The organism is Burkholderiales bacterium, from assembly GCA_015075645.1.
Taxonomy (GTDB): Bacteria; Pseudomonadota; Gammaproteobacteria; order Burkholderiales; family Casimicrobiaceae; genus VBCG01.
The window spans coordinates 236,941-251,172 of record JABTUF010000002.1 but is presented as its reverse complement, the minus strand read 5'-3'; the positions used below and the strand labels follow the sequence as shown (position 1 = coordinate 251,172).

At 71.7% G+C, this 14,232-nt stretch carries 12 protein-coding genes; 7 read left to right on the top strand and 5 right to left on the bottom strand.

All coding sequences use genetic code 11. The features are described from left to right. Positions 1 to 85: 85 nt before the first annotated feature. Entirely contained in the window at positions 86 to 1,297 is a 1,212-nt protein-coding gene (locus tag HS109_04615; GenBank protein MBE7521653.1) for a succinyldiaminopimelate transaminase, read from the bottom strand. Between the two features lie 66 nt (positions 1,298 to 1,363). On the opposite strand from HS109_04615, the gene HS109_04610 reads away from it, so the two are divergent. Next, entirely contained in the window at positions 1,364 to 2,206 is an 843-nt protein-coding gene (locus HS109_04610; GenBank protein MBE7521652.1) for a hypothetical protein, read from the top strand. Between the two features lie 58 nt (positions 2,207 to 2,264). Here HS109_04610 and HS109_04605 read toward each other — a convergent pair whose 3' ends face one another. The 4 genes from HS109_04605 to HS109_04590 all read right to left on the bottom strand — a co-directional run bounded on the left by HS109_04605 (position 2,265) and on the right by HS109_04590 (position 5,679). Further along, positions 2,265 to 2,933, bottom strand: coding sequence for an HAD-IA family hydrolase (locus HS109_04605; protein ID MBE7521651.1), 669 nt, complete (start codon positions 2,931 to 2,933; stop codon positions 2,265 to 2,267). After that, the gene (gene ubiG / locus HS109_04600) at positions 2,930 to 3,658 is read right to left on the bottom strand and encodes a bifunctional 2-polyprenyl-6-hydroxyphenol methylase/3-demethylubiquinol 3-O-methyltransferase UbiG (protein ID MBE7521650.1); all 729 of its coding nucleotides are present in this window, start codon (positions 3,656 to 3,658) and stop codon (positions 2,930 to 2,932) included. Before ubiG ends, HS109_04605 begins: the two co-directional genes overlap by 4 nt. Before the next feature lie 10 nt (positions 3,659 to 3,668). Then, positions 3,669 to 4,994: a TRZ/ATZ family hydrolase gene (locus HS109_04595; protein ID MBE7521649.1), complete on the bottom strand. Its 1,326-nt coding sequence runs from the start codon at positions 4,992 to 4,994 to the stop codon at positions 3,669 to 3,671. Positions 4,995 to 5,136: 142 nt separating this feature from the next. Next, a complete protein-coding gene (locus HS109_04590) occupies positions 5,137 to 5,679 on the bottom strand; it encodes an OmpA family protein (protein ID MBE7521648.1) in 543 nt (180 codons plus the stop codon). Positions 5,680 to 6,284: 605 nt separating this feature from the next. On the opposite strand from HS109_04590, the gene gyrA reads away from it, so the two are divergent. From gyrA to HS109_04560, 6 genes are all read left to right on the top strand, one after another. Further along, entirely contained in the window at positions 6,285 to 8,831 is a 2,547-nt protein-coding gene (gene gyrA / locus HS109_04585) for a DNA gyrase subunit A (GenBank protein ID MBE7521647.1), read from the top strand. A gap of 181 nt (positions 8,832 to 9,012) precedes the next feature. After that, positions 9,013 to 10,095, top strand: coding sequence for a prephenate dehydratase (gene pheA / locus HS109_04580; GenBank protein ID MBE7521646.1), 1,083 nt, complete (start codon positions 9,013 to 9,015; stop codon positions 10,093 to 10,095). Next, positions 10,092 to 11,252 (top strand): histidinol-phosphate transaminase, encoded by a 1,161-nt coding sequence (locus HS109_04575; GenBank protein ID MBE7521645.1) that lies wholly within the window; start codon positions 10,092 to 10,094, stop codon positions 11,250 to 11,252. The genes pheA and HS109_04575 overlap by 4 nt, the downstream gene beginning before the upstream one ends. 23 nt (positions 11,253 to 11,275) lie before the next feature. Beyond that, positions 11,276 to 12,196, top strand: a complete 921-nt coding sequence (locus tag HS109_04570) for a prephenate dehydrogenase/arogenate dehydrogenase family protein (protein ID MBE7521644.1) — start codon at positions 11,276 to 11,278, stop codon at positions 12,194 to 12,196. 14 nt (positions 12,197 to 12,210) lie between these two features. After that, the gene (gene aroA, locus HS109_04565) at positions 12,211 to 13,527 is read left to right on the top strand and encodes a 3-phosphoshikimate 1-carboxyvinyltransferase (protein ID MBE7521643.1); all 1,317 of its coding nucleotides are present in this window, start codon (positions 12,211 to 12,213) and stop codon (positions 13,525 to 13,527) included. Further along, positions 13,524 to 14,216: a (d)CMP kinase gene (locus HS109_04560; GenBank protein ID MBE7521642.1), complete on the top strand. Its 693-nt coding sequence runs from the start codon at positions 13,524 to 13,526 to the stop codon at positions 14,214 to 14,216. The genes aroA and HS109_04560 overlap by 4 nt, the downstream gene beginning before the upstream one ends. Positions 14,217 to 14,232: the final 16 nt, after the last annotated feature.

Below are 14,232 nucleotides of genomic sequence, written 5' to 3'. Positions count from 1 at the left end.
GGGGCGGCTCGCGGGGCGCCCGCGGACGAAGCGCCCCCCGGGGCGACGAAGCAGCGTTGTCGGCGACCGGGCGAGGCCGCCCGGATCAGGAACAGGGGAAAAGGCCGCGCCTTCGGGCGAAGCGCACGATCCGGTCGATGCCCTCGGAGCACTCCGCCTCGTCGGCGACGAGCGCGATGCGGATGCGCCCGCGGCCGGGATTGACCCCGTGCGCGTCGCGCGCGAGGTAGCTCCCGGGCAGCACGGTGACGTTTTCCTCCGCATGGAGGTCGCGCGCGAACGCGGTGTCGTCGCCTCCTGCGTGCGCCCACAGGTAGAAGGACGCGTCCGGCCGGCGGCAATCGAGCGCTGCGGCGAGCTTGGGCACCAGGGCGTCGAACTTCGCGGTGTAGCGCGCACGGTTGTCGCGGACGTGGGCCTCGTCGCGCCAGGCGGCGAGACTAGCGGTCGCCACCGCCGGCGACATCGCCGATCCGTGGTAGGTGCGGTAGCGCAGGAAGGCCGCGATCAGCCGGGCATCGCCCGCGGCGTAGCCCGAGCGCAGGCCCGGAGCATTCGAGCGCTTCGACAGGCTCCCGAACACGACCACGCCGCGGTAGTCGTCACGGCCGAGCGCACGTGCCGCCGCGAGCGCGCCGAGCGGCGGAGCATCGCCGTCGAAATACACCTCCGAGTAGCACTCGTCCGAGGCGATCGCGAATCCGTGGCGATCGGCGAGTTCGAACAGAAGCCGCCATTCGTCGAGACCGGCGATGCGCCCGGTCGGATTGTCGGGCGAGCACAGGAAGACGAGTTGCGTGCGCGCCCACACCTCCTGCGGCACGCCCTCCCAGTCGTGCCGCCAGCCGCGCGCTTCGATCGCGTTGACGTACCACGGCACCGCGCCGGCGAGCAGCGCGCCGCCCTCGTAGATCTGGTAGAACGGGTTGGGGACGAGGACGGTCGCGCCGGCGCGACTCGGATCGACGACCACCTGCGCGAAGGCGAACAGCGCCTCGCGGCTGCCGAGCACCGGCAGCACCTGCGTCGACGGATCGGGCGTCGGGGTGCCGTGACGCGCGGCGAGCCACGCCGCGATCGTCTCGCGGAGCGCGACCGGGCCCACCGTCATGGGATAATTCGCGAGCCCGGCGCCGCCGCTCGCGAGCGCGTCGAGCAGGAGGCGCGGCGTGGCGTGGCGCGGCTCCCCGATGCCCAGGTTGATCGGCGCGAGTCCCGCGGGCGGACTCGATCCCTCGAACAGCGCGCGCAGGCGCTCGAACGGATACGGCTGGGTGAGATCGAGGCGGGGATTCAAGCGGAGGCATTCGGGCGCGGCGAGCGCGGATTATAGCGATCGCGGCGGTGCCGGGGACGCGAAGCGATGAGTGAAGCCGGCACGATCCCGACCGCGTGGCGCGTGACGGCGGTCACGTGCACGGCGGCCGCATTCGCATGGTTCGCGTGGGTGGCGGCGGCCTGGCTGTGGCGCGCGATGAATCCTCCGCCGCCCCCGATCGTGACTGCGGGTCCTGCCGACCCGGCGGCGGCCATCGTCGCATCGGGCCTCTGGGCGGCGGGCGCCACCGATGCGCCTGCCCCCGTTGCACTTGCAGCGGGCGGCGTTCGACTCCTCGGAGTGCTCGCGGAACGCGACGGCGGGGGCATGGCGGTGTTCCGCACCGCGGCCGGCGTGCGGGTCGTCACGACCGGTGGTGAAGTCGTCCCGGGGACGACGCTCGCGCACATCGACGCCGCGCGCGTGCGCCTGCGCGACGCCACGGGAGAGCGCGAGGTCGAACTGCAGCGGGACGACCCCGCCCGCGCCGGTTCGCCGACGCGCGTGGTCTCCGCTCCGAAGGCGGCGCCCACGCGACCGGAAGCCCGTCCGGCCTGCGCGGTGCCCGCGGGTTTCTCCGGCCCGATGCTCAAGTTGCACGGCGAACTCCTCGACGGGCTGATCGCGCAACCCGACAGTTGGCGGGGCATGCTCGCCGCAGAGGGCGCCAGCCTCGTCGTGCGCGAGGATGGCGGGTTCGTCACGATGCTCGGGCTCGCGAAGGGCGATCGCCTGCTGCAGGCGAACGGCATTCCGCTGCGCGAACCCGACGACGTGATCGGCGCGGTGCTGCGCCCGCTCGTCGCGAGCCGGCCGGTGCGCGTCGGGGGCTCGCGCGGCGGCGCGCCGCGTGAACTCCTGATCGTGAACGCGACGGCGTGTCCTTGAAGGCGAGCCCTCGAGGTGGCGCCGATGCGCCCCGGCTCGACCGCGAGCCGCGCGGTGGCTACGCGGAGAGGAACGCGCCGAGATCGGAAGGCCGATCGAGCCAGGCGCAGGCGGGCCACGCGGACGCCGGTTCGCCGTTGCCCAGGTAACCCCAGTTCGCGACCAGCGTCGGCATCCCGGCGCCGTTGCCGGCGTCGATGTCCCGGCGGTCGTCGCCGACGTAGGCGCAGCGCTGCGGGGCGAGCTTGAGCGCGGCGGCGGCATGCAGCAGCGGGGCCGGATGCGGCTTGGGATAGGGCGTCGTGTCGCCCGACACGATCGTGCCGGCGCGATGCGCGAGGCCGAGCGCGAGGACGACCGGCCCGGTGTAGCGTTCGGCCTTGTTGGTGACGATGCCCCACGCGAGGCCGCGCGCCTCGATCGCGCGCAGCATCTCCTCCACGCCGTCGAAGAGGCGAGTCGTGTCCGCGAGGCACGAAGCGTAGTGCACGAGGAAGGCGTCGCGCGCTTCGACGTAACCGTCGTCCTGCGGTGCGAGGCCGAGTCCTGCGCCGAGGAGTCCGCGCGCACCCGAACTCGCGTGCGGCCGGAGCGTCTCGACCGGCAGCGGCGCGAGTCCGCGGTCCGCCCGCAGCAGGTTCAACGCACCGGCGAGGTCGCCCGCCGTGTCGGCGAGGGTGCCGTCGAGGTCGAACAGCACCGCGTCGACGTCGAGCGGCGGCCTCATGCCGGCGAGCGGTGGAACGCCGCGAGGTAGTTGACCGACGTGTCGGCCACGATCGCGTAGACCTTCGACAGCGGGTGGTAGGACATTCCGGCGAGTTGCGCGAGTTCGAGGCCGGCGCGCCGCGCGTGCCGGGCGACCTCGGAGGGCGTGAGGAACCGCGACCAGTCGTGCGTGCCGCGCGGCAGGAGGCGCAGCAGGTACTCCGCGCCGACGATCGCGTACGCATAGGACTTGGCGCTGCGGTTGATGGTCGAGAACACCACGCACCCGCCGGGCGTCGCGAGCGACGCGCAGGCGGCGATCGTCGAGGCCGGATCGGGCACGTGTTCGAGCAGTTCCATGCAGGTGACGACATCGAAGGCCGCGGGGCGTTCCTGCGCGAGCGTCTCGGCCGCGACGAGCCGGTAGTCGACGGTGACGCCGGTCTCGAGCCGGTGGAGCTTCGCCACGCCGAGCGCCTTCTCCGCGAGATCGATGCCGAGGACCTCCGCGCCGCGCGCGGCCATCGACTCGGACAGGATCCCGCCGCCGCAGCCGACATCGACGACCCGCTTGCCTGCGAGCCCTCCGCAGGCAGCGTCGATCCAGTCGAGACGCAGCGGATTGACGTCGTGCAGCGGCTTGAACTCGCTCTGCGGGTCCCACCAGCGATGCGCGAGCGCGCCGAACTTCGCGAGTTCTGCGGGATCGGCGTTCGCCGGCGCGCCGGGAAGCGTGAGGGGCATGGTCGGGCGGTCAGGCGATGCGGTCGCGCCACAGGGCTGCACGCGCGGCGATCGCGGCCGGGTCGAGCGCGCGCAGCGCGCCGCGCTCGACCACGCGCTCGCCTTCGATCCAGACGTCGGTCACGTGTTCGCGGCCGGCGGCGTGCACGAGGTGCGAGACCGGATCGTAGCAGGGCGTGAGTTCGGCCGCGGCGAAGTCGACGGCGGCGAGATCGGCGTCCTTGCCGGGGACGAGCGAACCGATGCGCGCTTCGAACCCCAGGGCGCGCGCGCCGCCGAGCGTCGCCATGCGGAGAACCTCCGCCGCCGCGAGCAGCGTCGCATCGCCCGACACGACCTTCGCGAGCAGCGAGGCGAGCCGCATCTCGCCGAAGAGATCGATCCGGTTGTTCGACGCCGCGCCGTCGGTCCCTAGCGCCACGTTCACGCCGGCCGCGAGATAGGTCGCGACCGGCGCCGTGCCGCTCGCGAGCTTCATGTTCGACGCCGGGCAGTGCACGACCTGGCAACCCTGGCGCGCCAGTCGCTCGATATCGCCGTTGCCGGGATGCACGGCGTGGATCGCGACGAATCCGGGTCCGGTGACGCCGAGCCGGTCGAGGCGCGCGAGCGGCGTTTCTCCGCGCGCGGCGAGCGCATCGGCGAGTTCGGATCGCGTCTCCTGCAGATGGGTCTGGATCGGCAGGTCGAGCTCCCGCGCGAGCGTGACGATCTTCTCGAAGCTCGCGTCGCCGACGGTGTACGGCGCATGCGGCGCGAGCGAGAACCCGAGACGACGCGCGTGCTTGAACCGGTCGCGCGCGACGAGGCCCGCGCGAAGACATCCATCGGCGTCGGCCGCGTACGCGGTCGGGAAGTCGAGGATCGGCAATCCGACCATCGCGCGCATCCCGACCTCCTCGAAGACCTGCGCCGAGGCCTCGGGGAAGAAGTACATGTCGTTGCAGCAGGTGATGCCGCCGGCGAGCATCTCCGCGCAGGCGAGGAGCGTGCCGTCGCGCACGAACTCCGGGGAGACGTGCCGGCCCTCGCGCGGCCAGATGTGCTCCTCGAGCCAGCGGGAGAGCGCGACGTCGTCGGCGACGCCGCGGAAGAGCGCCATCGCGCAGTGCGCGTGGGCGTTCACGAGCCCCGGGATCAGGACGTGGGTCGGCAGGTCGACGGTCGTACCGGGAGCGAACGCGGCGGAAACGTCCTTCGACGGGCAAACGGCGACGATCCGCCCCGCATCCACCACCACCGCGTGGTGATCGAGCACGCCGGCGGGCTCGACCGGCACGACGTAGCGGGCATGGATCGCGAGGTCGACCTCTCGAGGCGATACGTGGGGCGGCATCGGTCGGATTCTACCGGGGCGGCACCACGGCCCCCCCATCGAAGCTTCGACGCTCGCGACGGGAGCCCCGCCCCTGGGCGCCGCGGCGCTCAAACAAAAAGCCCCGCCGGAGCGGGGCTTTCTGCGCGGGGCCGGGCGGCGATCAGCGCTTGACCGCTTCGCCCTTGACTTCGACTTCGACGCGGCGGTTCGGCTGCAGGCACGCGATCAGTTCCTTCATCGCGGTCATGTTGCAGACCACGCCCGGCAGCGGCTGCGTCTTGCCCATGCCGAGGGTCTCGATCTTGTCCTTCGGCACGCCCTTGCTCACGAGGTAGTCGCGGACGGCGTCGGCGCGACGCTCGGAGAGCTTCTGGTTGTACTGCTGGGTGCCGATGCGGTCGGTGTGACCGGTGACGAGCACGAGTTCGAGCTTCTGGACCTGCGACAGCTTCGCGATGATCTCGGAGTCGATCGCCGCCTTGCCGTCGGGACGCAGGACCGCCTTGTCGAAGTCGAACAGCGCCTTCGAGGCCAGCGTGATCTTCAGGACGCCGGGGGCCGCCGGGCGCGGGGCGGCGGGGCGGGCCGCCGGAGCAGGCGCCGGGGCCGGGGCGGGCGCCGGACGAGCCGCCGGAGCGGGCGTCGGGGCCGCGGCCGCCACGCGCTTCGGAACGAGGTCGGGATCGCACGCGGCGATCGCCATCGACGGGGCCCAGTAGCCGGTGCGATAGCACAGGTTGCCGGAGATGCCGGCCGTGCCGTTGTACACCGCGCTGCGCACGATGTTGTTGCCCGGCGTCGCCGCGAACGATTGCACGTATCCGCACGCGGGCGTCGTGCATTGGCCGACGCCGGCGACGTATCCGCGGGTCTGCGCGTCTGCGACGCCTGCCAGCACCGAGGCGAATGCGCCGATGGCAGCAGCGGAAAGGAGACGACGAGTCATTGTTTCACCCCTTTGGCTTTGGTTTTGACGATGTTTTCGGTGGTCCAGGCGGTCGGCGCGTCGATAAACCCCTGACGCGCCACAAGCTTTCTTCCGCCACGACTATAGCACAGCGCTTTTCCGCGGCGCAAAGAACCCGCCCCCGTGCCGCGTTCCGGGGCCGCAGGGTGTCGCGGCGATACAACGCCGTGCTAAAATTCAAGGATATCAATGGCCTCCGGTGCGCGCTCCGGACGGGAACGTCGGGTCGCGTCGACCGCGGCGGCTCGAAAACCGCCGGATTCCGCGGCCTTTCCGGGCGCCACGGCCGATCGCGGGCCACAGGCGCCCGGCAGCCCCAAAACTCTCGAATTCGACCCCGCATGGACACGTTCGCCAAGGAAACCGTCCCCGTCAGCCTCGAAGCCGAGATGCGTCACAGCTATCTCGACTACGCGATGAGCGTGATCGTGGGCCGGGCGCTGCCCGACGTGCGCGACGGCCTGAAGCCGGTCCACCGGCGCGTCCTCTACGCGATGGCCGAGGCGAACATCGTCCACAACCGTCCCTACGTGAAGTGCGCGCGCGTGGTCGGCGACGTGATGGGGAAGTACCACCCGCACGGCGACATGGCGATCTACGACACGCTGGTGCGCATGGCGCAGGACTTCAGCCTGCGCTATCCGCTCGTCGACGGACAGGGCAACTTCGGCTCGGTCGACGGCGACAACGCCGCGGCGATGCGCTACACCGAGTGCCGGCTCCAGAAGATCGCCGATGAACTGACCGCCGACATCGACAAGGAGACGGTCGACTTCGTCCCGAACTACGACGGCAAGGAGGAGGAGCCCTCGGTCCTCCCGGCGCGGCTGCCGAACCTCCTCGTCAACGGCAGCTCCGGCATCGCGGTCGGCATGGCGACCAACATCCCGCCGCACAACCTCGCCGAGACGATCGCCGGCTGCCTCGCGGTCCTCGCGAATCCGGAGACGACGGTCGACGAACTGATGGAGCTGATCCCGGCGCCGGACTTTCCGACCGCGGGGATCATCTACGGCCTCGACGGCGTGCGCGAAGGCTACCGCACCGGCCGCGGCCGCGTCGTGATCCGGGCCCGCACCCACGTCGAGGATCTCGACAAGGGCAACCGGCAGGCGATCGTCGTCGACGAGATCCCCTACCAGGTCAACAAGGCGAACCTGCTCGCGCGCATCGGCGAACTCGTGCGCGACAAGAAGCTCGACGGCATCTCGGACCTGCGCGACGAATCCGACAAGTCCGGCATGCGCGTGGTGATCGAGTTGAAGCGCGGCGAGGTGCCGGAGATCGTCCTCAACAACCTCTACAAGCTGACGCAGCTGCAGGACAGCTTCGGCATGAACATGGTCGCGCTGGTCGACAACCAGCCGCGGCTCCTCGACCTCAAGTCGTTCATCGTCCACTTCCTGCAGCACCGCCGCGAGGTGGTGGTGCGGCGCACGCGCTTCGAACTCCGCAAGGCGCGCGAGCGCGGCCACATCCTCGAAGGCCTCGCGGTCGCGCTCGCGAACGTCGACGAGATGATCGCGATCATCAAGGCGTCGCCCACGCCGCCGGAGGCGAAGGCGGCGCTGATGGCGCGCGCGTGGCAGAGCCCGGTCGTCGCCGAGATGCTGAAGCGCGCGCACGCGCACGACGCGCGCCCGGAAGGCCTGCCGGAAGGCTTCGGCGCCACACCCGCGGGCTACCGGTTGTCCGACGCGCAGGCGCAGGCGATCCTCGAGATGCGTCTGCAGCGCCTGACCGGCCTCGAGCAGGACAAGATCACCGGCGAGTACCGCGAGGTAATGGACCTGATCGCCGACCTGATCGACATCCTCGCGAAGGCCGCGCGCGTCACCGCCATCGTCGGAGGCGAGCTGGAGGCGATCCGCGCGCAGTTCGGCGACGCGCGCCGCTCCGAGATCGTCGCGCAGGGCGAGGACCTGTCGATCGAGGACCTGATCGCGCCGCAGGACATGGTCGTCACGATGTCGCACGGCGGCTACATGAAGGCGCAGGCGGTCGACGAATACCGCGCGCAGAAGCGCGGAGGCCGCGGCAAGCAGGCGACCGCGACGAAGGAGGACGACTTCGTCGAGCGCATGTTCATCGCGAACACGCACGACTTCATCCTGTGCTTCAGCAACCGCGGCCGCGTCTACTGGCTCAAGGTCTACAACGTGCCGCAGGGCTCGCGCGCCTCGCGCGGCAAGCCGATCGTGAACCTCGTGCCGCTCGCCGACAACGAGAAGATCACCGCGATCCTGCCGGTCAAGGAGTTCACCGAGACGCAGTACGTGTTCATGGCGACCGCGATGGGCACGGTCAAGAAGACGCCGCTCGCCGATTTCTCGCGGCCGCGGCCCTCGGGAATCATCGCGGTCGACCTCGCCGACGGCGACCGGCTGATCGGGGTCGCGCTCACCGACGGCAAGCACGACGTGATGCTGTTCAGCTCGGGCGGCAAGGCGGTGCGCTTCGACGAGAACGACGTGCGTCCGATGGGCCGGAACGCCCACGGCGTGAAGGGCATGACGCTCGAGAACGGCCAGAAGGTCATCGCGCTGCTCGTCGCCGAGGACGAGGACCAGTCCGTGCTGACCGCGACGGAGAACGGCTACGGCAAGCGCACGCCGATCGTCGAGCACACGCGGCACGGGCGCGGGACCAAGGGCATGATCGCGATCCAGCAGTCGGAGCGCAACGGCAAGGTGGTCGTCGCGGCGCTCGTGTCGAAGGACGACGAGGTGATGCTGATCTCGACCGGCGGCGTGCTGATCCGCACGAAGGTCAGGTCGATCCGGGAGATGAGCCGCTCGACGCAGGGCGTCACGCTGATCAACCTCTCGGAGGGCGAGAAGCTCGCCGGCCTCGAGCGGGTGGTCGAGCGCGACGAGGAGGACGAGTGACCGCGTCTCCGCGGGTCCGGCTTCAGCCGGACGCCCTTCGCTCGATGCCCTCGTGGGTCCGGCTTCAGCCGGACGCCCCTCGCTCGATGCCCTCGTGGGTCCGGCTTCAGCCGGACGCCCCTCGCCACGCGAAGGACGACGGTTCGAACGCCGATGCCGACGAGCGTGCGACCGACCGGCGATGAGTGACGACGGCGCGCTGCAGAAGCACCGCGACGCGATCGACGCGCTCGACCGCGAGATTCTCGCGCGCCTGTCGGAGCGCGCGCGCCACGCGCAGGCGATCGGACGGCTCAAGGAAGGTTCGGGCGCGCCCGCGTACCGGCCCGAGCGGGAGGCCCGGGTGCTCGCGGGGCTCGCGCAGGCGAATCCCGGGCCGCTCACCGACGACGCGGTCGCCAAGGTGTTCCGCGAGGTCATGTCGGCGTGCCTCGCGCTCGAGCGCCCGCTGACGATCGCGTACCTCGGCCCGCCGGGCACGTTCACCCATGCCGCGGTCGCCCGGCACTTCGGGTCATCGGTGGAAACGCTTCCGCAGGCGTCGATCGACGACGTGTTCCGCGCCGCGGAGTCCGGACGGTCCGACTACGCTGTCGTGCCGGTCGAAAATTCGACCGAGGGCACGGTGGGGCGCACGCTCGACCTGATGGCGGCGACCGAACTTTCGGTGATCGGCGAGGTGAAGCTGCGCGTGCGGCAGAACCTGCTGTCGAAGGCGCCGTCGATCCACGCCGTCACCCGGGTGTATTCGCACGCGCAGTCGTTCGCGCAGTGCGTGCAGTGGCTCGCGCACAACCTGCCGTCGGTACCGCGGATCGTCGTGGCGAGCAACGCGGAAGCGGCGCGGCTCGCGGCGGACGAGCCCGGTGCTGCCGCGATCGCGGGCGATATCGCGGCGGTCACCTACGGCATTCCGGTGCTCGCGTCGCACATCGAGGACGAGCCGAACAACACCACGCGCTTCTGGGTATTGGGGCGGCAGGCCGTGGGTCCCTCGGGCCGCGACGAGACCTCGCTCGTGATGTCGGCGCCGAACCGTCCGGGGGCGGTCCACGAACTGCTCGGGCCGCTCGCGAAGCACGGTGTGTCGATGACCCGGTTCGAGTCGCGACCCGCGCGCACCGGCTCGTGGGAATACCTGTTCTACATCGACGTCGCCGGACACCGCGACGATCCCCAGGTCGCCGCGGCGCTGGACGAGCTGCGCAAGGCCGCGCCGTATCTCAAGCTGCTCGGGTCCTACCCTGCGGCGCTCGAACCATGAACGCACACGGTGCTTCGAATGTCGATGCGGACGGCGAGGGCGCCGGACCCGCGCTCAAGGCACCCGCGTGGGTGCGCGCGATCGCGCCCTACGTTCCGGGCAAGCCGGTCGAGGAGCTCGCCCGCGAGCTCCATCTCGACCCCGCGACGATCGTCAAGCTCGCGAGCAACGAGAATCCGCGCGGCGCCTCCCCCAAGGCGCTCTCCGCGATCCGCGCGGCGGCGGGCGACCTGACGCGTTATCCCGACGGCAGCGGGTTCGCGCTTCGTGCGGCGCTGGCCCTGCACCACGGCGTCGGGCCCGAGCGGATCGTGCTCGGCAACGGCAGCAACGACGTGCTCGAGCTGGTCGCCGCAGCGTTCCTGACGCCGGGCGACGAGGCCGTCTATGCCCAGTACGCCTTCGCGGTCTACCCGCTCGCGACCCACGCGCGCGGAGCGAAAGGTGTCGAAGTGCCCGCGCGCGACTTCGGCCACGACCTCGGCGCGATGCTCGCGGCGATCACGCCGCGCACCCGCGTGGTGTTCGTCGCGAATCCGAACAACCCGACCGGCACCTGGGTGGCGTCTGAATCCATCGCGCGGTTCGTCGCGGCGGTGCCGCGCGACGTGGTCGTCGTGCTCGACGAGGCCTACGACGAGTACCTGCCCGAGGAGGGACGTTCGCCGTCGATCGGCTGGATCGGCCGCCATCCGAACCTCGTCGTCTCGCGGACGTTCTCGAAGGCGTACGGCCTCGCCGCGCTGCGGATCGGGTACGGCGTGATGGATCCCTCGGTCGCCGCGCTCCTCGATCGCGTGCGCCAGCCGTTCAACGTGAACGCGCTGGCCCAGGCGGCCGCCATCGCCGCGCTCGCCGACACGGCCTACGTCGAGGAGAGCGCGCGCATGAACCGCGAAGGCATGCGCCAGCTGGAACACGGCCTGGCGAAGCTCGGCGTTCCGGTGCTGCGATCGCACGGGAACTTCCTGCTGGCGCGGATCGGCGATGCGGCAACGGTCTACCAGGGCCTGCTGCGGGAGGGCGTCATCGTCCGCCCGGTCGCGGGCTACGGTCTGCCCGAGTGGCTGCGCGTGACCATCGGACTTCCGTCCGAGAACGAGCGCTTCCTCGACGCGCTCGCGCGGGTGCTCGGACGCGACGGAAACCCCGCGTAACCCGCGGCGCGAGCGGACCGGCGATGGACGCACACGCGGCGGCGCGGCCGATCGGACGACTGGTGGTGGTCGGCGTCGGGCTGATCGGCGGCTCTTGCGCGCTCGCGCTCAAGGCCGCCGGCGCGGTCGGCGAAGTGGTCGGCGTCGGCCGAACGCGCGCGAATCTCGACGAGGCACTCTCGCGCGGCATCGTCGACTGCGCGCACACGCTCGCGGAAGGCTGGACCGCTGAACTCGCGGACGCGGACGTCGTCCTCGTGGCCACGCCGGTAGGCGAGATCGCGCCGCTGCTCGCCACCATCGCGCGCCACGCCGGACCGGCCTGCGTGGTCACCGACGCCGGCAGCACGAAGGAAGACGTCGTCGAGGCGGCGCGCGCGGCGTTCGGCACGCGTCTCGCGCGTTTCGTGCCTGCGCATCCGATCGCGGGCACCGAGCACTCGGGAGCCGCCGCCGCGTTCGCGACGCTATTCCGCGACCGGACCACCGTGCTGACGCCGCTGCCCGAAACCGACCCGCACGCCACCGACGTGGTCCGCACGCTGTGGGAGCGCTGCGGGTCGCGCGTGATGACGCTCGACGCGCGAGAGCACGACCGCATCTTCGCGGCCGTGTCGCACCTGCCTCACGTCCTCGCGTTCGCGCTCGTGGCGCAACTCGCCGCGCGGCCGGACGCCGGGGCGCTGTTCGCGCACGCGGCCTCGGGATTCCGCGACTTCACGCGCATTGCCGGCAGTTCGCCCGAGATGTGGCGCGACATCGCGCTCGCGAATCGCGGGGCGCTGTCCGACGCGCTCGCGGCCTACCGCGGCCTGTTGGACGAACTCGCGGCCGCGATCGAACGCGGCGACGGCGCCGCGCTGGAGCGCGTGTTCGCGCAGGCGAGCGCGGCGCGCCGCCGCTGGCAGCCCGGCGTGGCCGCGCCTGCACCGGTCGACCGCTGAACCACGCGACGGCGATGGCTTCTGCCGACCTGACGCTCGCCGCGAGCGGCCATGCCGAAGGCTCGGTGGCGCTTCCCGGATCGAAGAGCATCAGCAACCGGGTGTTGCTGCTCGCCGCGCTCGCGCACGGCACGACCCGGGTAGAAGGCGTGCTCGCGGCGGACGACACCGACCGCATGGTCGAGGCGCTCGTGCTGCTCGGCGTCGACGTCGATCACGACCCTTCGACCCGGGTTGCCGTCGTGCGCGGTGCGGGTGGCGCCTTCCGGAAGCGCTCGGCGCGATTCATGCTCGGCAACGCCGGGACCGCGTTTCGACCGCTCACCGCGGTGCTCGCGGTGCAGGGCGGCGACTACGTGCTCGACGGCGTCGCGCGGATGCGCGAGCGTCCGATCCGGGATCTCGTCGACGCGCTGCGCTCGCTCGGCGCCACGATTCGCTATCTGGGCAACGAGGGTTACCCGCCGCTCGCGATCCGCGGCGCGGGGGTCGCCGCGGGCACGAGCGTCCCGATCCGCGGCGACGTGTCGAGCCAGTATCTGTCGGCGCTCCTGATGGCGCTGCCGCTCACCCGGGGCTCGGATCGCGCATCGACCGCGGTGCGGGTGACGACACCGCTGATCTCGCGGCCCTACGTCGAGATCACCACGCGGCTGATGGGGCGCTTCGGCGTGGAGATCGGAGCGCCGGACGCGTCGACCTTCGTGGTCCCCGCGGGCGCGTGCTACGCGAGTCCGGGCACCATCGCGGTCGAGGGCGACGCGTCGTCGGCGTCGTACTTCCTCGCGGCAGGCGTGCTGGGCGGCGGCCCGGTCCGGGTGACCGGCGTCGGGCGCGACGCGATCCAGGGAGACGTCGCGTTCGCCGACGTGCTCGCCCGGCTCGGGGCGGAGATCCGGTTCGGCCCCGACTGGATCGAGGCGCGCGAGGGGGCGAAGCTCGCCGGCGGCACGATCGACTGCACGGCGATTCCCGACGCGGCGATGACGCTCGCAATCACCGCGATCGCGGCGCGCGAGCCGACGACGCTCACCGGCATCGCGAGCTGGCGCGTGAAGGAGACCGACCGCATCTCCGCGATGGCGACGGAGCTGCGCAAGCTCGGCGTCGTCGTCGACGAAGCCGCGGACCGGCTGACCGTGCATCCGGTCGCGAGCCTCCGGCACGCGGCGATCGACACCTACGACGATCACCGGATGGCGATGTGCTTCTCGCTCGTCTCGCTCCTCGGCGCCGCCGTCACGATCCGCGATCCGGGGTGCGTCCGCAAGACGTTTCCCCGCTACTTCGACGCGTTCCGCGGCCTCGTCGGCACGGCGGCGGGCGCATGACGCGCGCGTCGCCCCCGGCGGCGCCCGGGGAGGGCGTGCCCGTGATCGCGATCGATGGCCCCGCGGCGTCGGGCAAGGGCACGGTAGCCGCCCGCGTCGCGCGAGCGCTGGGCTTCCACCTGCTCGACAGCGGGGCGCTCTATCGTCTGGTCGCCCTGAAGGCCATCGGGAAGGGCGCCGCGTTCGACGATGCCGCAGGCACGGGCGCGCTCGCCCGCGCCCTCGACGTACGCTTCGAACCGGGCCGGGTGTTCCTCGACGGCACCGACGTCACGCGCGCGATCCGCGACGAGGCGGTTTCCGAGGGCGCCTCGCGGGTGGCGGTGCATCGGGAAGTGCGTTCCGCGCTGCTCGACCGGCAGCGCGCGTTCCGCCGGCCGCCCGGTCTCGTGGCCGACGGCCGCGACATGGGGACGATCGTGTTTCCCGACGCCAGCACCAAGGTGTTCGTGACCGCGACCCCCGAGGCGCGCGCGGAACGGCGCCGGCTCCAGCTCGCCGAGCGCGGTGTCGTCGCCGACGCGGCGTCGTTGCTCGAGGACATCCGCGAGCGCGACCGGCGCGACGCGTCGCGGGCGGTCGCGCCGCTTGCGCCCGCCGCGGATGCCGCCATCGTCGACACGACCGACCTGTCGATCGACGAGACGGTCGCGCGCGTGCTCGAACGCTACGCCTCGCGCGTGCGCTGAGCGGCGGCGCGCCTCG